The organism is Thalassospira indica, assembly GCF_003403095.1.
Classification (GTDB): Bacteria; Pseudomonadota; Alphaproteobacteria; order Rhodospirillales; family Thalassospiraceae; genus Thalassospira; species Thalassospira indica.
The window spans coordinates 4,168,904-4,190,633 of record NZ_CP031555.1; the positions used below are offsets into that span (position 1 = coordinate 4,168,904).

Annotated in this window: 20 protein-coding genes; 14 read left to right on the forward strand and 6 right to left on the reverse strand. The window is 55.6% G+C overall.

Features of this window, described 5'->3' with window-relative positions:
• Positions 1-73: 73 nt before the first annotated feature.
• The gene (locus DY252_RS19490; RefSeq protein WP_064788793.1) at positions 74-685 is read right to left on the reverse strand and encodes a DUF721 domain-containing protein; all 612 of its coding nucleotides are present in this window, start codon (positions 683-685) and stop codon (positions 74-76) included.
• A 119-nt stretch (positions 686-804) separates the two neighbouring features.
• Here DY252_RS19490 and mutY point away from each other — a divergent pair, with 119 nt between their 5' ends.
• Positions 805-1,842 carry an A/G-specific adenine glycosylase gene (mutY, locus tag DY252_RS19495; protein ID WP_064788792.1) on the forward strand — a complete coding sequence of 346 codons (1,038 nt, stop codon included), beginning with the start codon at positions 805-807 and terminating at the stop codon, positions 1,840-1,842.
• A 93-nt stretch (positions 1,843-1,935) separates the two neighbouring features.
• Here the strand turns inward: mutY and DY252_RS19500 are convergent, their stop codons facing one another.
• Both DY252_RS19500 and DY252_RS19505 read right to left on the reverse strand, forming a co-directional pair.
• On the reverse strand, positions 1,936-2,145 hold the full coding sequence (locus tag DY252_RS19500; protein ID WP_231959703.1) for a hypothetical protein: 210 nt from the start codon (positions 2,143-2,145) through the stop codon (positions 1,936-1,938).
• Between the two features lie 141 nt (positions 2,146-2,286).
• Positions 2,287-3,387 (reverse strand): site-specific DNA-methyltransferase, encoded by a 1,101-nt coding sequence (locus DY252_RS19505; RefSeq protein ID WP_063089153.1) that lies wholly within the window; start codon positions 3,385-3,387, stop codon positions 2,287-2,289.
• Positions 3,388-3,864: 477 nt separating this feature from the next.
• Here DY252_RS19505 and DY252_RS19510 point away from each other — a divergent pair, with 477 nt between their 5' ends.
• From DY252_RS19510 to DY252_RS19545, 8 genes are all read left to right on the forward strand, one after another.
• Complete coding sequence (locus DY252_RS19510) at positions 3,865-4,872, forward strand: BMP family protein (RefSeq protein ID WP_064788789.1); 1,008 nt, start codon at positions 3,865-3,867, stop codon at positions 4,870-4,872.
• A gap of 131 nt (positions 4,873-5,003) precedes the next feature.
• Positions 5,004-6,620, forward strand: coding sequence for an ABC transporter ATP-binding protein (locus tag DY252_RS19515; RefSeq protein ID WP_064788788.1), 1,617 nt, complete (start codon positions 5,004-5,006; stop codon positions 6,618-6,620).
• Entirely contained in the window at positions 6,617-7,687 is a 1,071-nt protein-coding gene (locus DY252_RS19520) for an ABC transporter permease (RefSeq protein WP_064788787.1), read from the forward strand. The genes DY252_RS19515 and DY252_RS19520 overlap by 4 nt, the downstream gene beginning before the upstream one ends.
• Positions 7,688-7,698: 11 nt before the next feature.
• On the forward strand, positions 7,699-8,640 hold the full coding sequence (locus DY252_RS19525) for an ABC transporter permease (RefSeq protein ID WP_064788786.1): 942 nt from the start codon (positions 7,699-7,701) through the stop codon (positions 8,638-8,640).
• Between the two features lie 48 nt (positions 8,641-8,688).
• Positions 8,689-9,978, forward strand: coding sequence for an amidohydrolase family protein (locus DY252_RS19530; RefSeq protein WP_064788785.1), 1,290 nt, complete (start codon positions 8,689-8,691; stop codon positions 9,976-9,978).
• A gap of 100 nt (positions 9,979-10,078) precedes the next feature.
• Positions 10,079-10,684 carry a flavin reductase family protein gene (locus tag DY252_RS19535; RefSeq protein ID WP_064788784.1) on the forward strand — a complete coding sequence of 202 codons (606 nt, stop codon included), beginning with the start codon at positions 10,079-10,081 and terminating at the stop codon, positions 10,682-10,684.
• A gap of 154 nt (positions 10,685-10,838) precedes the next feature.
• On the forward strand, positions 10,839-12,140 hold the full coding sequence (locus DY252_RS19540) for an esterase-like activity of phytase family protein (RefSeq protein ID WP_064788783.1): 1,302 nt from the start codon (positions 10,839-10,841) through the stop codon (positions 12,138-12,140).
• A 94-nt stretch (positions 12,141-12,234) separates the two neighbouring features.
• Positions 12,235-13,209, forward strand: coding sequence for an SAM-dependent methyltransferase (locus DY252_RS19545; protein ID WP_425451877.1), 975 nt, complete (start codon positions 12,235-12,237; stop codon positions 13,207-13,209).
• Here the strand turns inward: DY252_RS19545 and DY252_RS19550 are convergent.
• Complete coding sequence (locus tag DY252_RS19550; RefSeq protein ID WP_064788782.1) at positions 13,200-13,646, reverse strand: GFA family protein; 447 nt, start codon at positions 13,644-13,646, stop codon at positions 13,200-13,202. The genes DY252_RS19545 and DY252_RS19550 overlap by 10 nt on opposite strands.
• A gap of 236 nt (positions 13,647-13,882) precedes the next feature.
• Here DY252_RS19550 and nadB point away from each other — a divergent pair, with 236 nt between their 5' ends.
• Positions 13,883-15,529, forward strand: coding sequence for an L-aspartate oxidase (gene nadB, locus DY252_RS19555; protein ID WP_051007609.1), 1,647 nt, complete (start codon positions 13,883-13,885; stop codon positions 15,527-15,529).
• On the forward strand, positions 15,530-15,979 hold the full coding sequence (locus tag DY252_RS19560; RefSeq protein ID WP_064788781.1) for an MOSC domain-containing protein: 450 nt from the start codon (positions 15,530-15,532) through the stop codon (positions 15,977-15,979). It begins immediately after the preceding gene.
• Here the strand turns inward: DY252_RS19560 and DY252_RS19565 are convergent.
• A complete protein-coding gene (locus DY252_RS19565; protein WP_165374928.1) occupies positions 15,976-16,590 on the reverse strand; it encodes a DUF4269 domain-containing protein in 615 nt (204 codons plus the stop codon). The genes DY252_RS19560 and DY252_RS19565 overlap by 4 nt on opposite strands.
• Before the next feature lie 85 nt (positions 16,591-16,675).
• Here DY252_RS19565 and DY252_RS19570 point away from each other — a divergent pair, with 85 nt between their 5' ends.
• Complete coding sequence (locus tag DY252_RS19570; RefSeq protein ID WP_064788780.1) at positions 16,676-17,632, forward strand: AEC family transporter; 957 nt, start codon at positions 16,676-16,678, stop codon at positions 17,630-17,632.
• Between the two features lie 43 nt (positions 17,633-17,675).
• Here DY252_RS19570 and DY252_RS19575 read toward each other — a convergent pair whose 3' ends face one another.
• Entirely contained in the window at positions 17,676-19,550 is a 1,875-nt protein-coding gene (locus tag DY252_RS19575; RefSeq protein WP_064788863.1) for an ABCB family ABC transporter ATP-binding protein/permease, read from the reverse strand.
• A 251-nt stretch (positions 19,551-19,801) separates the two neighbouring features.
• On the opposite strand from DY252_RS19575, the gene DY252_RS19580 reads away from it, so the two are divergent.
• Together DY252_RS19580 and DY252_RS19585 are read left to right on the forward strand one after the other, a co-directional pair.
• Positions 19,802-21,088 (forward strand): glutamate-5-semialdehyde dehydrogenase, encoded by a 1,287-nt coding sequence (locus DY252_RS19580; RefSeq protein ID WP_064788779.1) that lies wholly within the window; start codon positions 19,802-19,804, stop codon positions 21,086-21,088.
• Positions 21,085-21,693, forward strand: coding sequence for a nicotinate-nucleotide adenylyltransferase (locus DY252_RS19585; protein WP_040823073.1), 609 nt, complete (start codon positions 21,085-21,087; stop codon positions 21,691-21,693). Before DY252_RS19580 ends, DY252_RS19585 begins: the two co-directional genes overlap by 4 nt.
• The last annotated feature ends 37 nt before the right edge of the window (positions 21,694-21,730 follow it).

The window sequence follows — 21,730 nt, forward strand, 5'->3', positions numbered from 1 at the left end:
GACGACGCGCAAGACAACAGATCGTGACCGCAGGGCAAGTTATCAAATGCCCACGGTTACGGTCGCGCAGGCGTTATTTCTTGCCTGTTTTGGGACGCAAACCGCCGCTTGCACCGGCGATGTGACGACCAAGGCGGGTCAGAACTTCGCGAAGATGCGGATCTTCGATCTTTTCGAGGTCGGCCTGACTGGTTGGGCTGATGTCGGCCTCGGGCACGTCGGTCGGGCGGTGAACGGTCCGTTCGGGCCTTGAAATATCGCCCTGAAGCATCGTGATCTTGTTGATCGCACGATAGCCAAAATAACTGTTCACCCGTTCGATGATCTGCGGCATGCGGTGTTGCAGCTCAAGGGCGACCGGCCCGACAACCCGGATCAGCAACGTACCACCGGCCATGCTTTCCTTGGGCGGCGGGCTGTATTTCAGCGGCATGGTATATTGTTCAAGATCACGTCCGACGATCTCGGCCCAATGCAGGATGATTTCCGTTTGGAAAAAGCCGCGCTTGCGCACCAGCGGTCGGGTCAGGTTGCCAACAAGGGGGGCAACATTACGCAGGCCCATCCGACGTTCCCAGCTGCCCAGCGGGACAAAGCCCTGCTTCTTTTTGGGCGCAACGGATTTGGATGGCTGATCCATCACCGAGCCACTTTTCGTACCAACACTATCTTTTTTCTTGCTCACGCCCGCTTCTTTCGTAGGGTCTGCATACCTTCGGACCAAAACTCTGCGTCCGCAAAACAACATAACACGGGATCGACGTGCATTTCACCCATCAGGATACCCAACGCCTAGCAGCAAGCATGCTGGAGTGGTACGACCGCCATCACCGCACCCTGCCCTGGCGATCAGAACCAGGCGATACGCCAGATCCCTATCATGTCTGGCTCAGCGAAATCATGCTGCAACAAACCACTGTGCAAACGGTGGGACCGTATTTTGCTGCGTTCTTGAAACGCTGGCCAACCGTGACCGACCTTGCCAATGCCGAACTTGATGACGTTTTGCATGCCTGGCAGGGGCTGGGATATTACGCACGGGCGCGCAACCTGCACAAATGCGCCAAGGTTGTCGCATCGGAATATGACGGCGTTTTCCCCGATACCGAGGAAGGGTTGCTGAAACTGCCGGGTATCGGCCCCTATACCGCCTGCGCAGTTGCCGCCATTGCCTTTAACCGCCATGCAAGCCCGGTGGATGGCAATATCGAACGGGTGATTTCACGCCTGTTTGCGCTGGAAACGCCGTTGCCCGACGTCAAACCGGAAATCAAGGAAAAGTCGGCTGCCCTGACCCCATCCGACCGCCCCGGCGATTATGCCCAGGCATTGATGGATCTGGGGGCGACGGTCTGCACACCGCGCAATCCCGCGTGCGGCATTTGCCCATGGCAGGCCGATTGCGAGGGTCGCAAATCAGGCATCGCGCCCGACCTTCCCAAGAAACGCAAAAAGGACCCCAAACCAACCCGGGTTGGTTATGCGTTTTGGATCCGGCGCGAAGATGATGGCCGCATTCTGGTGCGCCGCCGCCCGGAAAAGGGACTGCTGGGTGGTTTGTATGAAGTGCCCGGTAGTGACTGGCGGGCAATTGAGGCGCCCGATGATGTGATGTTGTCCGAGGCACCGGTTTCCGCCAATTGGTCGGAACTTGACGGTACGGTCGGCCATACCTTCACGCATTTTCATCTAAATGTCAGCGTGTTGGCCACGACCCTGCCCGCTGATCATGCCGATAAACTTGAAGGTAGCTGGACAACCATTGACGGGCTTTCGGACTTTGCGCTGCCGACCATCATGAAAAAGATCGTCCGACATGCCCTGAAATACGGGCCCGCCTGAACTGAATAGCTGTGCCGAATGAGAGCACCGCAATTTAAAAAGGCCCGTGGTCGGAACCACGGGCCTTTTGTTTTTAAACCTCGCGCGGCGCGATCAGGCGTAAATATCGATCACCTGTCCACGGCCCTCTGTCGGGGTCGGGGCTGCCTGCTGCGACGTTTCGGTTTCTGCTGCTTGCTCGATCCGCTGTGTCGGCGGTGAATTCAGGTCGTTGTTACCCGTTTCAGCAATTGGCGCGGTTGCCTGCTGAATTTGTACCGGGTTGGGTGCGTATGCGGCACCCCCTACTGCACCTGCTTGCATATTCTTCTCCATCTATCCTTGCGGATAAGTTTGATGATCGGAATATAGCAAGAATTTTGCCCAAAAGCAAAACCGGCGGGTTTTGCAACCACGCCGGTTCTTTTAGGCATCAAGAGTTTAGCCGTTGGTTTGCGGCTTGGATCAGGCGGGGACCTGACCCATTTCCTTACGCAGCTGACTGCGCAGATTGTCGATCGAAACCAGTCGGCCATCGCACTTGTAATGCCAATAAGTCCAACCATTACAAGCCTGTGCGCCCTGAACATGGGCACCGATCTGGTGGATCGAACCGGCATTGTCCTTATGACTGATCGAGCCGTCAGCACGCACCATGGCGGCAACATTTCCCCGGTTGTCATAGATCTTGTCACCCGGCGAAAGCAGGCCACGTTCGATCACCGCACCAAACGGGATACGCGGCAGGGAACGCTTCGACTCGGTCAGCTCAAGGCTGTCGCCATCAAGCATCTGAACTTTGGAAATACGTTCGCGCGCGGCTTCAGCATAGCTTTCTTCGCGTTCCAGACCGATGAAGTGACGGCCCAGACGACGTGCAGCTGCACCGGTGGTGCCGGTGCCAAAGAACGGATCAAGCACCACATCACCCTGGCGGGTGGTCGCCATCAGAACACGCTGCAGCAATGCTTCGGGTTTTTGGGTCGGATGGACCTTTTTACCCTTGTCGTCCTTAAGACGTTCCGAGCCAGAGCAGATCGGCATCAACCAGTCAGAGCGCATCTGCAGGCCTTCATTAAGCTGCTTCATCGCTTCGTAGTTAAAGGTGATGGCTTTCTGCTCTTCGCTTTTGGAACACCACAGAAGGGTCTCGTGCGCGTTGCAGAAACGCTTGCCGCGGAAGTTCGGCATCGGGTTGGTTTTACGCCAGACGATATCATTCAGGATCCAATACCCGATATCCTGGAGCATGTTACCAACACGATAAATGTTGTGATACGAACCGATCACCCAGATCGCACCGGTGTCCTTAAGCACGCGGCGCGCCGCCGTCAGCCAGTCACGGGTGAACTCGTCATAGTGACGGAAGCTGTCGAACTGATCCCAATGATCGTCAACAGCGTCGACCTTGGAATTGTTCGGGCGCAGAAGATCGCCGCCAAGCTGAAGGTTATAGGGCGGATCGGCAAAAATCAGATCGACGGATTTTTCCGGCAGGCTGTTCATCAGTTCGATGCAATCGCCAACCATCACCTGATCAAGTGGTAAAGATGTCTTCTTTGTCATGATGCCTTCTAGGTTCCCCCTTGAAATCTTGATGAAAGCATCAACCGAAATAGTTAATGAAAGAGTTAACCGACTCCGAAATTTTTCAAGGATTCGCATTGTGTTAGAAAGTGCGTCACCTGTTTAGACAATCTTAACCGCTATGCCCGAAAAACCGGAAGATTTTGCCCCTGCTACCGCATGATCATAAATGCGGTTGATGCAGCCCGGACTCGGGTATCGGGCCTGCGCGAAACAGCACCAATCGGCACCGGAATATCCACCGATCACCTTTTGGCTGCGCAGAAACGCGCCATTTGCACGCGTTAATTCACCCCAAACCCCGTGCATTCCCAAATACTTACACCAAAGAGTGGAAAACTGACCATTTGGACAGAAGGTGCTTTGCCTCTTTTGTGATCGCGTATACAATCTGCCCACAATCTATGCAAAAGGTTGAGTTTCGCATAACGGCAATAAATCCGCAGGGGGACAAAAATGAAGTCTGGTACTTTCCGCCTATCGCGTCGTGCCATGCTGTCGGCCATCGCTGGCGCAGCCGCCGTCGTATCGTTCGGCTTTGGCGCACCGGCCGAGGCCGCCGATCCGCTCAAGGTTTCGGCAATCTACACCGTTCCGGTCGAACAGCAGTGGGTATCGCGCATTCACAAGGCGCTTAATGCCGCCGAAGAACGCGGCGATATTTCCTATGAATTTTCCGAAAACGTCGCCAACACCGACTATGAGCGCGTCATGCGCGAATATGCCGAAAACGGTTCCGACCTGATCGTGGGTGAAGTATTCGGCGTTGAACGTGCAGCGCGCAAGGTTGCGGCTGATTATCCGGAAACCGCGTTCCTGATGGGGTCAAGCTTTGCACCGGACGGGGAAAACTTCTCGGTCTTTGATAACTTCATCCATGAGCCGAGCTACCTTGTCGGCATGGCGGCTGGCAAGGCGACCAAAACCAACAAGATCGGCATGGTTGGCGGTTTTGCCATCCCGGAAGTGAACCGTCTGATGCATGCCTTCATGGCGGGTGCCAAATCTGTCAATCCGGATGTCGAGTTCATGGTGACCTTCATCAACAGCTGGTATGACCCGCCCAAGGCCAAAGAAGCAGCCTTTGCCATGATCGATAATGGCGCGGACATCATGTATGCCGAACGCTTTGGCGTTTCCGATGCCGCCAAGGAACGCGGCATTCTGGCCGTTGGCAACGTGATCGACACCGCGGCTGATTATCCGGGCACCATCCTGGGTTCGGCACTTTGGCACATGGAAGCCACCATTGACCACGCCATCGAGGCTGTCAAAGCCGGTGAATTCAAGGCCGAAGATTACGGCAAGTTCAGCTACATGGAATATGGCGGCGGTTCTGTCGTTCTCGATCCGGCCCTGCTGCCGGACGGTACGGTTGAAGAAGTCGAAGCCAAACAGGCTGAAATCCTTGATGGGTCCTTCACGGTCGACGTAAACGACGAAGAACCGAAATCATCAATGTAAGATTTCGCTGAAATCATTGGGCAGTTCGGTTAAACAATCGAACTGCCCTTTGTCATTTACGACATGATACCCACCACAAAGCCGCCCACTGCCCCACAGCGTGACGCATAAAAACAAAACGGATTACCCGAATGTCATCTGCTGCGCACACATCATCCGAAACGTCGCAAGACCTGCTGCTGTCGCTGGCAGGTGTCACCAAAAGATTTGGCCCACTCGTTGCCAATAACGCCATCGACCTGACCGTTCACAAGGGCGAAATCGTCGCCCTGCTTGGTGAAAACGGTGCGGGTAAAACCACACTAATGAATATTCTGTTCGGTCACTATGTCGCAGACGAAGGCACCGTTACGGTTGCCAGTCGCGATGGTAACCTTGAGCAGCTTGAACCGGGCGCCCCGCAGGCAGCCCTTGATGCCGGGATCGGCATGGTTCACCAGCATTTCACATTGGCCGAAAACCTGACCGGTCTTGATAACATCGTCCTTGGGACCGAACCGATTTTCAGGCTCCGTCGTGATCGCAGCAGCGCACGCGCAAAGCTTGGTGAACTGATGGCCGGATCGGGGCTTAACGTCGATCTCGATCAGCCGGTGCACAAATTGACCGTTGGCGAAAAGCAGCGCGTGGAAATCCTCAAGGCGCTTTACCGCAATGCGCGGCTTTTGGTTCTTGATGAACCCACCGCGGTTCTGACCCCGCAGGAAGCCGACAGCCTGTTTACCATCCTGCGCAAGCTTGCCGCAACCGGCCTTGCGGTCATCATCATCGCCCACAAACTGGCCGAGGTTCTTGCTGTTTCGCACCGGATTGCCGTCCTGCGCGGCGGGGCCAAGGTTGGCGAAATGAAAACCAGCGAAGCGAACCACAAATCCATCGCCGAACTGATGGTCGGTCGCGAAGTTCCCGCCAGCCGCCGTACACCGCGCGCGCCCGGAAAGCCCGTTATCACACTTGCCGATGTGACGATTGATCGAGGTGATTCCCGCCGGTCCTTGCATGGGGTGAATGTCACCGCGCGCGAAGGCGAAATTCTTGGCATTGCCGGGGTATCGGGCAATGGACAGGCGGCGCTGGCGCAACTGATCGCCGGGCTTGATAAACCAGATAGCGGCACAGTCGAAATATTTGGCGAAAAAGTCACCAAGTTTGACGCCCACACCTTCGCGCAGAACGGCATCGCACGCATCCCCGAAGACCGCCATCACGATGGCATGGTCGGATCGATGACGGTAACCGAAAACATCGCAATCGAGGATGTTCGAAGCGCGGAATACCAGAAATTCGGCTTCCTTGATTTCGATGCCATCCGCAAACGTGCCGAACACGCGATTAACGATTATGACGTGCGTTGCCCCGGCCCGGATGCCCCGGCGCGCCTTTTATCAGGTGGGAATATTCAGAAACTGATCCTCGCGCGTGTCTTGGAAAAATCACCCAGGCTGATCTTGGCCAATCAGCCGTCGCGCGGCCTTGATGTCGGTGCGCAATCCGAAGTCCATCGCCGCTTGCTGGAAGCCCGTCAGGGTGGGGCGGCGGTCATTCTGATTTCCGAAGACCTTGATGAACTTCTGACCATTTCCGATCAGATCGCGGTGATCCATGCCGGGCACATAACCCCCGCCATGCCAACCGATAGCATTGATCGGTCCGAGCTTGGCCTGATGATGGCTGGCCAAAAAGCCGCCCCGCATGCCCCCGATGCCCCTCCTGCCACGACGACCACTAATCCGGGAGAAACGGCATGATCCGCTTTGAACCCCGCAGCAATCCCGGCCCGCTTCTGGTTTACGGTGTGCCTGTTCTGGCCGCGACGATTGCCATTCTTCTGGCCGCCATTCCGCTGGCGCTCGCCGGTGCGCCGATCATTGAGGCCTATGGCCTTATGATCAGTGGCGCGTTTGGCTCGGTCTTCTCGACCTCGGAAATGCTGACACGTGCAACGCCCCTGATCCTGACCGGGCTTGCCGCGGCCATCGCATTCCGGGCCAAGCTTTGGAATATCGGCGCCGAAGGCCAGCTCTACATGGGCGCCATGGCCTCTGTTGCCGTTGGTTCGGGTGTGATTGACGGGCCAAGCTGGGTGATGATCCCGGTTGTGATCATCGCAGGCATGATTGCTGGTGCGCTGATGCTGATCGGGCCGACGCTTTTGAAAACCCGTCTTGGTGTGGACGAGGTCGTCACCACCCTGCTTTTGAACTTCATCGTGTTGCTGTTCGTTCAGATGATGCTTGAAGGGGCGCTGAAAGACCCGATGTCGATGGGCTGGCCACAATCCGAACCGATCATTGACAGTGCGGCCTTCCCGGCCCTTCTGGAACGCATGCGGGTGCATATCGGGCTTCTCATCGCACTGGTTTCGGCCATTGCGCTGGCGATCTTTGTCAAACGCACGGTTTGGGGTTTTGAAATTCGTGCGGTTGGGGAAAATGCCGCTGCTGCCAGATTTTCCGGCATTTCGGTGACCAAAACCATGATCCTTGTCGCCGCCCTGTCAGGTGGTTTGGCGGGGCTTGCCGGGGTGTCGGAAGTCGCTGGCACGCGTGGTTACCTCGCAACTGACCTTTCGCCCGGATATGGCTATGCCGGAATTGTGGTCGCGATGCTGGCACGTCTGTCACCCATCGGGGTAATTGCATCGGCGCTTTTTGTTGCATCGGTCTTTGTCGGTGCAGATTCCATGAGCCGCGCGATTGGCGTTTCAAGCTATCTCGCCGATCTGATCGTTGCCATGGCGTTGCTGTGTGTTTTGATCGGCGGGTTCCTGACCCGGTTTAGAGTTCACTTTGATCGCAAATCGGCGCAGGGCTAAGGGGAAAGACCATGGAAATCATTGATATTCTTCTTGCCGCCAGCTTCTGGGAAGCCGCCATTCGCATTGCGACCCCGCTGATCTTTGGCGTGTTGGGCGCATTGATTTGCGAACGCGCCGGTGTGCTTAACCTTGGGATCGAGGGCGTCTTTACCGCCGGTGCGATGGCGGGCTGGATGGCTGTATGGCTGGGAGCCGGTCTTTGGGGTGGCGTATTGGTTGCAGCCCTTGCGGGTGGCTTCTTTGGCCTGATCCATGCGATCCTGACTGTGCCGCTGGGGTTAAGCCAGCATGTGTCGGGCATCGGGGTGACGTTGCTTGCGACCAGTTTGTCATATTTCACCTATCGCACGGCATTACCCGATGTTTCGTCCCCGCCGCGCATCGAACCGTTCCGTCCGCTTGATATCCCGTTTCTTTCAGACCTACCCTTCATCGGACAGGCGCTGTTTTCGCAAACGGCCATGACAATGCTGGCCCTTGTTCTGGTGTTTGTCACCGGCTGGGTTTTGTATCGCACACCGCTTGGTCTTGCGATCAGGGCTGTTGGTGACAACCCGTCCTCGGTCGAGGCACAGGGACTTTCGGTTTATGGCCTTCGCATTGGTGCGGTCGTTGTCGGTTCATCGCTGATGGCATTGGGCGGGGCTTTCCTGACCATGTCGGCCTTTGATGCGTTCTTCTTTGGCATGATCAATGGCCGTGGCTGGGTCTGTATTGCGCTGACCGTGTTTGCCAGCTGGCGACCGGGCAAGGCATTGATTGGCGCATTGCTGTTTGGGGCATTTGACGCGTTTCAGGTGCGTTTGCAGACCGAGGTCGGCGCATTCCTGCCATCGCAGGTATTCCTGATGATGCCCTATATCCTGTCGATCATTGCGCTTATTGTTGTGGCCCGCAAAGCCGATTACCCCAAGGCGCTTCTTGTGCCATGGTTCAAGGGACAACGTTAAGCAATACAACCCGTTTGTGACTGCCACCACCAGACCAAGGATGACATCATGCAACCCGATCTGATCCTGAAAAACGCTAATATCGCCAACGGCCAAACCGGTGTGGATATCGCGTGTCAGAACGGCAAAATCATCGAGATTGCCGAACATATCGATGTGCCGTCGGTCGAGGTGCTTGATTGTGGTGGCATGCTGGTCAGCCCCCCCTTTGTCGACAGCCATTTCCATATGGATGCGACGCTTTCGCTTGGTCTGCCGCGCATGAATGAGTCCGGCACCCTTCTGGAAGGCATCGCGCTTTGGGGGGAACTCAAACCACTTCTGACACCCGAAGCGGTAATTGAACGCGCACTGAAATATTGTGATCTGGCCGTCTCCAAAGGTTTGCTTGCAATCCGCAGCCACGTTGATGTGTGCGATGATCGCCTTTTGGCGGTTGATGCTTTGCTTGAGGTCAAAAAGCAGGTCGCCCCCTATATCGACCTGCAGCTTGTTGCCTTCCCGCAGGACGGTTATCTGCGCAGCCCTACAGCCAAAAACAACGTCATCCGCGCCTTGGACAAGGGTGTTGATGTGGTCGGCGGAATTCCGCATTTTGAACGCACCATGGCCGATGGTGCCCAAAGCATCACGGAGCTTTGCCAAATGGCGGCGGACCGTGGATTGATGGTCGATATGCATTGCGATGAATCGGATGATCCGCTGTCACGCCATATCGAAATGCTGACCTATGAAACCCAGCGCCTTGGGCTTCATGGCCGGGTGGCGGGGTCCCATCTGACGTCGATGCATTCGATGGACAATTACTATGTGTCCAAATTGATCGCGCTGATGGCCGAGGCAGAGGTATCCGCCATCGCCAACCCGCTGATCAACATTACTCTGCAGGGCCGTCATGATACCTATCCCAAGCGCCGCGGCATGACCCGTGTGCCGGAATTGCGCAAGGCCGGGCTCACAGTAGCCTTCGGCCATGATTGCGTGATGGATCCCTGGTATTCGATGGGATCTGGCGACATGCTTGAAGTTGCCTCCATGGGGCTGCATGTGGCCCAGATGACGTCGCGCGATAATATCCGCGCGTGTTTCGATGCGGTCACCACCGAGCCCGCCAAGATCATGGGCCTTGAAGGTTACGGGGTTGAGGTCGGCAATAATGCCGATTTCGTCATCCTGCAGGCCCGCGACACCATCGAGGCCATCCGCATGCGCGCCAACCGCCTGTTCGTTATTCGCCGCGGCAAGATCATCGCCGAAACCCCGATGGCGCAAACCCGCCTGCATCTAGCGGACCGCCCGGATCATTTACGGGAACATGAATACGCGCCGGGTCAGTAAAGACGTCAATAACGATATCTGGCATTATCAGGTGATCTGATTGCGTTTCATCGTCGGACAAAAGACACCGCCCACCAAGCCAACCAGAACGGACATCTTGATGTTTTACGAGCCCGGAAAAACCGCCCACAATCTTCCACACGATCCGTTCAAGGCGTGTGTGGCGCCGCGTCCGATTGGTTGGGTATCGACCCTTGATGCCGAGGGTCGGGCAAACCTAGCCCCCTATTCATTCTTCAATGCGGTGCATGGCAATCCGCCGATGGTAATGTTTTCATCGGGTGGGTCCATCGACAGTCTGCGCAATGCACGTGATACTGGTGAATTCGTTGTTGGCGTTGCGCCCAAGGCGATGCTGAAAGAACTTAATTTTTCCTCGGCACCGCTGCCGCCGGGCGAAGACGAGTTTGAATATGCCGGATTGGAAAAGCTGCCCGCTCAGTGCGTTAAACCGCATCTGATCAAGGGTGTTCCGATCCATATGGAATGCGAAGTGTTTCAGATTGTCGATCTGCCAAGTGCCAATCCCGAACGCCCGTGTGCGATGGTGATTGGAACCGTCGTTGGCCTGCATATCGATGATGACATCATTCGCGATGGCATGGTCGATATCACCTTGTTCGAGCCACTTGCACGCCTTGGCTATCAGGAATATGCCAGCGTGTCGGAAACCTTTACGGTCCGGCGCGAGGATTTCTGGAAGTAAGCCACCCACACTTGTGATTTGTTTCATCAAAGCGACGCGCAAGCGCAAACAAACTGTCACACAGACCCCTTAATGTGAACAGGAACACAGTTCGTCCGAACATTACGGGCTTGAGCTGCGTATTTTTGTGAAATTTTTCGGGGAATTCCCAGTGATGAAACGGACGTTTGCAGCCGGTCTTTTCGGTGTTACCGCCATGCTGATGGCGGGTTCTGCCATGGCGGGCGAAGCCAAGGTTTTTGAAACCAAAAGTGCGATCAATAATCTTTCGACCGTCATGGTCGAGGGCGGCAAGGCACGTGAACTCACCGTCGGTCTTGGTTCGGGCGCATATCGTCGCCCAAGTGACCCGGCCAATATGTTCTATGCCGTATCCGACCGTGGTCCGAACTTTACCTGTGCAAACGTCGAAGCAGTTCTGGGAGTTTCGGCCGATCAGGTCTGCAAGGGCCAGAAAGTCCGCGTCTATCCGACCCCGGATTATTCGCCGTCGATCTACACCATCTTCCTGAATGACGATGGCAGCTTTGACATCAAGGATGTCATCACCATCAAGGACCAAAACGGGGTGCCGCTGACCGGGCTTACCAACAAGCTGACCGTGGCTAAAACCGAAAAGCCGGTTGATGCCAATGGTAATATGCTTAAGCAGTCGGTTTCCTCAATCGATGCCGAAGGCATTATTCGCCTTTCTGATGGCTCCTACTGGATTGGTGAGGAAAATGGCCCGTCGATCCTGCATGCTTCTGCTGACGGCACTGTCATTGAACGCATCGTTCCGGCTGGCTCTGAAAAGGATTTCGAAGGTTCGGCTTATAAGGTTACCGGCGGCCTTCCCGCCATTCTGGTCAAACGCCAGACCAACCGCGGCATTGAATCCATGGCGGTTTCACCGGACGAAAGCAAGCTGTACTTCATGGTCCAAAACCCGCTGGCAAACCCGGACAAGGCGGCCTACACCACGGCAAAAAACACGCGCCTGTTTGTATATGACCGCACATCTTCCAAGCTTACTGGCGAATATATCTATCAGCTTGATGATCCGCAGACCTTCCGCAACGACCCATCCAAGAAACAGAACGCACCGCGTATTTCCGAAGTACTGGCCCTTGGCAACGACCGTCTTCTGGTTCTGGAACGTACCAACAAAACCACCAAGCTGCATGAGGTTGAGCTGAAAGGTGCGACCAACATCCTTGCCACCCGCTGGGATGACATGTCCACCAGCCCGTCACTTGAACAGCAAAATGATCTTGGCACCATTGATTTGGTTGCGGTTTCCAAGACGCTTCGGTTTGACAGCGCGGACTACCCGGAAGCACCCAACAAGCTCGAAGGCCTTGCCATCATGGGGGACGGCGCACTTGCGATGATCAACGACAATGACTTTGGGATCAAGGGTGACCCGACCAAGGTTCTCCTGATCGACGGTCTGGTGCAGGCAGACAAATTCTGATTTGTCACCTCGCTGATCAGCCATCACGGGCGGGAAAGCTGACATGCAGCTTTCCCGCTTTTTTATTGCGCCAAATCGGCGTAAAAGCAGGCCCATGATGGAAAACACACAGACATTCGATACCCCCGACGGCATTGATGCCGTGATCGAGCCGATGGATGCCACCGGCTATCTCGCCCCTGTCGGCTTTGAAGATCAGCTCGAAACAGAACTTGGCGATGTGATTGAACGCCATGACCGCTTGATGTTTGCCCCCGGTCCGGAACGGCGGGTTTTCTGGGCGCAGAATGTCTGGCGCAATCCGGTCCGCATTGCCATCCCGTCGATCAAGGGGGCGGCGAAGATCCTGAAATTCAATCAACGCAACTGGGCTCTGTTCAAGTTTGACCACTTTTCCCGTGCCAAACTGATCGAAGGGCATTTGCCGCACGTGTCGGCCAAACGTCAGGTGTTTGGCGAACCGGCCCCTGCTGCACCGCTTGGCTCGTGGACGCTGATTGATCCCGATACCATCATTGCGGCTGCTGATTGTTCCAGCCCTTGGAAAAACGGCGAGGTCGAGTTTGAAGAAGACAAGGTAACCCCACCCAACCGTGCGTACCTCAAACTGTGGGAAGCCTTCACCCGGCTTGGCGCCTATCCGCAGGCCGGTGATCGCACCATGGATCTGGGCGGCAGCCCGGGCGGCTGGACGTGGGTTTTGCATGAATTTGGCACCGACGTGATTTCCATCGACAAGGCCCGCCTTGATGCCAAGATCGCCAATCTGCCGCGCGTTGATTTCAGACAGGAAAGTGCCTTTGGCCTTAACCCGGAAGAAATCGGCTATATCGATTGGCTGTGCTCGGACGTGATCTGCTATCCGGATCGCCTGTTTACGCTGGTCAATCAGTGGATGGATGCCGGGATGGCGACCAATTTCATCTGCACCATCAAATTGCAGGGCGATACGGACTATTCCGCGATCACCCAGTTTGGCGATATCCCCGGATCAAAGGTCGTGCATCTATATAACAACAAGCACGAGCTGACCTGGATGAAGGTGCCCGGAGTTACCGATCAGGATTGATCGGCAACGGCGACGTTGTCGGCCTTGTCTGATTGATCATGTTGGGGAATTGCCGGATCAAGCGGATAATAATCCCCTTTGTCCGCGCAATAAATCTGCCCGACTGTGGTCATACCCTTTGTATCATCAAGAGTTCCGGGCATCAGTGCCATATTGTCGTTGCGCACAGGGCGCCAGAACAGGGCGGTGCCGCATTCCTTGCAAAATCCGCGATCGGTTTTATCGGACATGCGATACCACCGCAGCCCATCATCCTTGGCCAGTTTCAGGTGATGGCGATCAAAGCGGGCATAAGAGCTGACATGTCCGTGCAGCTTGCGACACAGCTCGCAGTGACACATCACCGCATCGTCAACCGGCCCGTGAACTTCATAACGGACATCGCCGCAATGACATCCACCGCGATAAACCGTCTCCTTGTGCGCAGAACTGCCCACAGCAAACTCCCCTGGTTGGTGTTGGGTGGTCCTTTTAATCTGTCTGCTTGGCGGCCATTTGCAAGCAACACGCAATAAATCTGACACAGATGGACAGAAATCATCACACCATTTCAGACAAATATGTTTGAGATTGGCTAAAAGCAGTCCTATTCTGCGCCTCTGTTCGGAGCCCGATGTTGACGCCACCGCGCCAGTTTCCGCCATCTGGCACCGCCCGAAAGCGATGGGAAAAAATGTCCGAAAATTCTTTCCAGTATGATGTGCTTATTATCGGCAGTGGTGCTGCCGGTTTGTCCACGGCACTCAAACTTGCCCCGCATGTAAAAGTCGCTGTTCTTTCCAAGGGGAAGATCGATGATGGATCGACCAACTGGGCACAAGGCGGTATTGCCGCCGTGCTTGATGCCGCTGACAGCATTGAAAACCACGTGCGTGACACGCTGGTGGCAGGGGCCGACCTGTGCAAACGCGAAACCGTCGAATTCGTCGCCACCAATGCGCCAAAGGCAATTGCCTGGCTTGATGAACTTGGCATTCAACTGACCCGCGACCCCAATGGGGATAACAATCAGCCGTTCCACCTGACCCGCGAAGGCGGTCACAGTCATCGGCGCATTGTGCATGCGGCGGATGCCACCGGGCGTGCGGTTCAGACGACGCTTCAGGGGCAGGCGGTCAATCATCCGAACATCGATGTTTTTGAAAACTATCTGGCGATTGATCTGGTGACCGATCGCAAATTCGGTGGCGAAGGCCGCCGTTGCATCGGGGCCTATGCGCTTGATCTTGGTACCGGAAAGGTCAAGTCATTCAATGCGCGCACCGTAATTCTTGCCACCGGCGGGGCAAGCAAGGTTTACCGGTTCACCTCCAACCCGGACGGATCAACGGGCGATGGTATTGCCATGGCATGGCGTGCAGGTTGCCGTGTGATGAATATGGAATTCAGCCAGTTCCACCCGACCTGCCTGTATCATCCACAGGCCAAATCCTTCCTGATTTCCGAAGCCGTGCGCGGTGAAGGCGGCAAACTGTTGTTGCCTGATGGCACGCGCTTCATGGACCGGTTTGATGAGCGTGGCGAACTGGCCCCGCGTGACATTGTCGCACGCGCCATTGACCATGAGCTCAAACGTCTGGGGGCAGATTGTGTTTACCTTGATATCACCCACAAGGGCGCTGATTTCATCAAGGAGCACTTCCCGACCATCTATGAAAATTGCCTGAGCTATGGCATCGACATGACCCAGCAACCGATCCCGGTTGTTCCGGCGGCCCATTATACCTGCGGCGGGGTGTTGACCGATCTGCGCGGGCGTACTGATCTGACCGGGCTGTATGCCATCGGTGAATGTGCTGGCACCGGTTTGCACGGCGCGAACCGGCTGGCATCGAACTCGCTTCTGGAATGCCTTGTGTTTGGCGAGGCAGCGGCAAAGGACATTATCGAAGCACTGCCGGTCGAGGACCTTTTCAAACCGATCCCCGACTGGGATGAAACCGGCATCACGGACTCGGATGAAGAAGTCATTGTTGCCCATAACTGGGAACAGCTGCGCAACGTGATGTGGGACTTTGTCGGCATTGTCCGCACAACCAAGCGCATGCAACGCGCTCAGCACCGTGTTGATTTGCTGCTATCGGAAATCGATGAATATTACGGCAATTTCCGTGTCACCAATGACCTTCTCGAACTGCGTAACCTGTCGGTCGTTGCCAAGCTGATCATTCAATCTGCCCTGTGGCGGCGCGAAAGCCGTGGGCTGCATTACACCACCGATTACCCTGATCTTGATGAAAGTGGCACACCGCGCCAGACCATTCTGGTGCCGGAAAACTTCGCAGGTCGCTGGGTGATTTCCGGTCAATGGAAAACCTGAATGGTCGATAAAGCCGAACTTGTAGGTATCGCGCGCAAGGCACGCCCGCGCGCCGCGATGGAAAGTCTTGAAAGTGTTTCAGTCACAACCGAGCTTGGTATCGACGGGGATTTTCGCGGCAAGCTGCGCCGACGTCAGGTCACCATTCTGGCAGAAGAAGACTGGCAGGCGGCATGCCACGAAATCGGCCGCGATGACATTCACTGGACCGAACGCCGCGCCAACCTTTTTGTCCGCGGGATTGCCTTGCCACGCAGCAAAGGCAGCAAACTTTCAATCGGTGACGTCGTGTTTGAAATTAACGGTGAAACTGACCCGTGCAATCGTATGGATGCGGTTGCCATGGGGCTTCAAGAAGCTTTGAGACCAGACTGGCGGGGTGGTGTGACCTGTCGCGTGATCGCAGGTGGCACAATGACCGTCGGTGATCCGGTAACCGAGAACACCTAGTTTCCACCAACACCAAGTCGTTGGCAAAGCTGTGGTGGCGAAAGGCTGACAAGTTCAGCCAGTTCAATATACGGGTCGCCGGACAATCCCAGAAGCTTGGCAAAGGCCGGTTCGGTCTTGATGCCTGACTGCTTCAGTTCCCTAACCTGACGGGCAAATTCATCCCCCATCACAAATAGTATCCTCGCCTCAATCAGCATATGGACAAAACCGTATTGCGACCGTGTCGGACAATTAGTGGCGAAGATTTCGACAGGCAGCCCGTCACACTCAAAACGGACAACCAATGCTGCGGCGACATGGCTGGTTGCAGGACGCTTGTGAAGACGATAACCGTCAAAATGACCGAATGCCCGGTCTGAAAATTCAGAAAACACCGTCAAATCAGGGGCGTTGCACAAGATATCAATATCAGATTCCGGGGTATCAATCGCCAGCGGCAAGGTCCCGACAACCTCGGGCTGATACGCCGCCAAACAATCAAGTAGCCGGTGACGGTCAAGAATTTCGGCAGCCCGTGCCCCACGTGGAGACACATTCGCAAGCCGGGCCACCCCGGAAAAGCTATTGCCATCCAGTCCTTCTGGCCAATCCATTACCGTTTGGTTCATGTTTGAAATCATTCTGTTTCTTGACCTTGGGCCAATAGGGGGCTAGCTGATGAAGGCCTTACCACAATGAAAGCCTCTGGCCCAGATGCTTGATATCCTTGCCGTTACATTGCCGATATTCCTGATCATCGCCATTGGCTATATCGCCGTCTATCGCAACATCGTTGCGCAAACGGTCGCACGTGGCATGGGGGCATTTGTGATCAACTTTGCCTTGCCATGCCTTTTAGTCCGCACCTTGATTGCCCATGACATCAATAAGGTGTTCGACACCAACTATCTGGCGGCATATGGCAGCGGGTCCTTGATCGTGTTTGCGCTGGGCTATTTCTTTGCCCGATTGATCGCCAAGAAAAGCCAACAGAATGCCGCCCTGCAGGGTATGGGTATGTCGATGTCCAACAGCGGCTTTATTGGCTATCCGATTGTTCTGCAGCTGCTTGGTCCGACGGCGGGTATTGCACTGGCACTTTGCTTTATCATCGAAAATCTGGTGATCACGCCACTAACCCTGATACTGGGCGATAGTGCCGAGGCAGAGGGCACTAGTCGTTGGCAAATTCTGCGCAAGACCTTTACCCGGCTTGCACGCAATCCGATCATTGTCGCCATCGTGATCGGAATGAGCATTTCGATCTCCGGGATCACATTGCCCGGTCCGATCTTTTCGGTGATTGATATGCTGGCCTCGGCGTCGGGCCCGGTGGCACTGTTTGTCATCGGTGGCGGGCTTGTTGGGCTCAAACTGCGCGGTTTGCGTTTCGACATGGCACGCATCGTGTTTGGCAAACTTGTGCTGCACCCGTTGATCATTTTCCTTTTGCTGGGCCTTGTCCCCGATCTTGATCCGGTGATGAAGATCGCTGCAATCGGTTATGCCTGTGCCCCGATGTTTAGCGTCTACCCGATCTATTGTCAGCGCTACGGGCACGAAGCAATGGGCGCGGCAGCCTTGATGGCAGCCACATCGCTATCCTTCATCACCATCAGCACGGCACTTTGGTTGCTTGATAGCACCGCGGTATTCGGGCCATTGCCTTAGGCAACCGCCCGAAACCACAGTTTCAAATCTGCCAGCAGAAAAATCAGCCTGGAATTTCACCCGCGTGGGCGAGGATTTCCTCGGCCTGGCGGATTTCCTGTTGCTGGGCCCACATCTCGGCATACAGACCATCACGGTCCAGCAATTCCTGATGGCGACCGCGTTCGGCCACCTGCCCATCGCGCAGCACGATGATTTCATCGGCATCAATCACCGTGGACAATCGATGCGCAATGATCAGGGTTGTATGCCCGCGCGACACTTCACGAAGCGCCTGCTGGATATCCTTTTCGGTGCGGGTATCAAGGGCGGATGTGGCTTCGTCAAAGATCATGATTTTCGGACGTTTGAGCAACATGCGCGCAATCGACACGCGTTGCTTTTCACCGCCCGAAAGTTTCAGGCCACGTTCGCCAACCATGGTTTTGAAGCCGTCGGGAAGGCCTGCGATAAATCCGTCGATGCTGGCAAGCTTCGCAACATTTTCGATCTCGCCCTGTGCCGAACCGGGACGGCCATAGGAAATGTTATAGGCAATGGTATCGTTAAACAGGACGGTATCCTGCGGCACGATACCAATTTCGCGACGAAGCGAGTTCTGCGTCACATCGCGGATATCCTGACCATCAATCGTGATCTTGCCACCCGAAACATCATAAAACCGGAACATCAACCGCGTCAGGGTCGATTTGCCTGCCCCGCTTGGCCCAACCACGGCAACGGTTTTGCCTGCTGGCACTTCAAAGCTGACCCCCTTAAGGATCTTGCGATCCGGGTTGTAGGAGAAATGCACATCTTCGAACCGGACGGTTGCCGCATCACAGGCAAGGCTTTTGGCACCCGCCTTGTCTTCGACTTCCTTTTCGACATCCAGAAGCGAGAACATGCGTTCCATATCGGTTAGCGACTGCTTGATCTGGCGATAGACAAACCCAAGGAAGTTGAGCGGCATGTATAGCTGCAGCAAATAGGTGTTCACCAGAACGAAGTCACCGACCGTCATGCTGCCGTCCTTAACCCCCTGGGCAGCCAGCAACATGTTCAGAACAAGGCCGACGGCAATAATCGCGCCCTGCCCGACATTGAGCTTGGAAAGTGAGACTTGCGACTGCACAGCCGCTACTTCATAGCCCCGCAGCGCCTTGTCATAGCGGGTCGATTCATGGGCTTCGTTGTTGAAATATTTGACGGTTTCGTAGTTGATCAGACTGTCGATGGCCTTGGTGTTGGCCTCGTCATCGCGCTTGTTCATTTCGCGACGGAACTTCATACGCCATTCGGTCACCACCAGCGTGAAGACGATATAGATCACGATGGTGGTAAAGGTGATCAGCGCAAACCAGACATCATAAAGCGCCCACAGGATGATCGAGACCATGAAGATCTCAAGCAAGGTCGGCAGGATGTTGAACAGCATGAAGGACAGAAGAAATTCAATGCCCTTCACCCCGCGTTCAATCGCACGCGAAAGCCCGCCCATCTGACGATCCAGATGGAACCGCAGCGACAAACCATGCAGGTGCTCAAAAACGCTTAAGGCGGATCTGCGGATGGCGCGCTGGGCTACCTTGGCAAAGACCGCATCACGCATCTCGCCAAAGGCCGACACCAGAATCCGCACAAGGCCATAACCGACAATCAGCGCCACCGGCACGACAATCAGGGCTGTGGTGTCTGTCGATCCTGACTGGGCGGCGTTTGCCGCCGCATCACCGGCCTTGTCACCACCGCCAAGCGCATCGACCGCGTATTTGTACAGCACCGGGATATAGACGTTTGCCACCTTGGCCCCGACCAGAAACAGCAGAGCCAGAACAACACGCACCTTCAGCTCAAACTCGCCGCGCGGCCACAAATAGGGCAGGAACGTCTTCACGACGCCGAACTCTGCCCGCGCAGTCGGTTGATCGGAACCCATATTTTTCAAAACCTTATCCCCAATCAGCAACCGGGCAGCATTGCGGTATGTGCACGGCATGTCATCTCTTTGTGTCATCAACAGATGGACCGCTACGCACTATTTGGCAAGCATTCAGCGCGCTTTGTCCACTCAAGGACATTGCAGATAGCCGGTTTGATGTCTATTTTGCCAATTTGTTGATAAAATCTCAGAACAATTGGCCAAGTGCGTTTTGCACTGGCCAGAATGACAGGAACGGAACCAGGACCATGACGGCGCTTGCCAGTATCGAAAGCCAGGATATCGCAGCACTGATGCGCGATATGGGAATCAAGGCCCGCAAGGCGGCACTCGAACTCGCACAGGTCCCGGCCGAGCCAAAGGAAGCTGCCCTTAAGGCCGCAGCCGCCAAACTGCGCGAAAACGCAGATACCATCCTTGAAGCCAACACAAAGGACATGGAAGCCGGTCGCGCCAAAGGCCTGACGGCAGCCTTGCTGGACCGTCTGGCACTGGATTCTAATCGCATCGAAGGCATTGCCAAGGGTATTGAGGCCGTTGCCCAGCTGCCCGATCCCGTCGGTCGTGAGCTTGCGCGCTGGAGCCCGGAACATAACGGCCTTGATATCGCACGCGTATCTGTCCCGCTTGGCGTGATTGGCATCATCTATGAAAGCCGCCCGAATGTGACGGCCGATGCCGGTGCGATGTGCATCAAGTCGGGTAATGCCGCCATCCTGCGTGGTGGTTCGGAAAGCTTTCACTCATCGCGTGCGATTTTTGACTGCATGGTGGCTGGCATCCGGGAAGCGGGCCTGCCCGAAAATGCTCTTCAGATGATCCCGGTAACGGATCGTGCCGCGGTTGGCGAGATGCTGAAACTGTCGGATTACATTGATGTCATCGTCCCGCGCGGCGGCAAGTCGCTGATTTCGCGCATCACGGATGAAAGCCGCATTCCGCTGTTCAAGCATCTGGAAGGGCTTTGCCACACCTATGTCCATGCCAGTGCCGATCCGCAAAAGGCGGTCGACATTGTTGTGAATGCCAAGATGCGCCGCGTCGGGATTTGCGGTGCGACGGAAACCATCCTGATCGATAGTTCGGTCGCAGGCCGTCTGTTACCCCGCATTTCCGAGGCACTGGTTGCCAAGAGCTGCGAACTTCGCGGGGATGAAACCGCGCAGGCGATTGATGGCCGCATCAAACCGGCCACCGCCGACGATTGGGTCACCGAATATCTTGATGCGATTGTGTCGATCAAGGTTGTGTCAGGTGTGCAAGAGGCGGTTGATCACATCAACACGTTCGGATCGCACCATACCGATGCCATCGTTGCCGAAAACGCCACCGCAACGGCCACCTTCCTCAACGGGGTGGATTCCGGGATCGTCATCGTAAACGCATCAACCCAGTTCGCAGATGGTGGCGAATTTGGCATGGGGGCCGAGATCGGCATTTCGACCGGCAAGCTGCATGCACGTGGCCCGGTCGGAGTCGAACAGCTGACCAGCTATAAATACATTGTTCGTGGTAACGGTCAGACCCGTCCATGACGTCATCTGCCCCCAGATCACATGCGGCCCCACCACGGGTCGGCCTGTTGGGCGGGTCGTTCAATCCCGCCCATGAAGGTCACCTTCATATATCGCTCGAAGCGTTGAAACGCCTACAGCTTGATGCGGTCTGGTGGCTGGTGTCACCGCAAAACCCGCTTAAGTCATCGACCGGCATGGCCGACCTTGCCGACCGCTTTGATTCGGCACTGATGATGGCAAAGCATCCCCGCATTGTTGTTTCTGCAATTGAAACCGAGCTTGGAACCCGCTATACGGCCGACACTCTTGCAGCCTTGCAACGCCGTTTTACCCGAACAAAGTTCGTTTGGCTGATGGGAGCAGACAACCTGGCCCAGTTCCATAAATGGAAATGGTGGGAAAGGTTGATTTTACGTGCTCCCATTGCGGTTCTCGACCGTGAAGGGTATTCTAACAAGGCATTGTCCGGAACCGCCGCGCGCCGTATGGAACGCTGGCGCATTCCCATGGACAGGGCGGGTTTGCTGGCCGATCTGGATGTTCCGGCCTGGGTATACCTGCCAATCAAGCGCCATCCGGCCTCTTCGACCGCAATTCGCGCCGAAGGCAGATGGCAGGTGTAAGCATCGCAGCGATGTATTTGGCCGGAGAAGTCCGGCC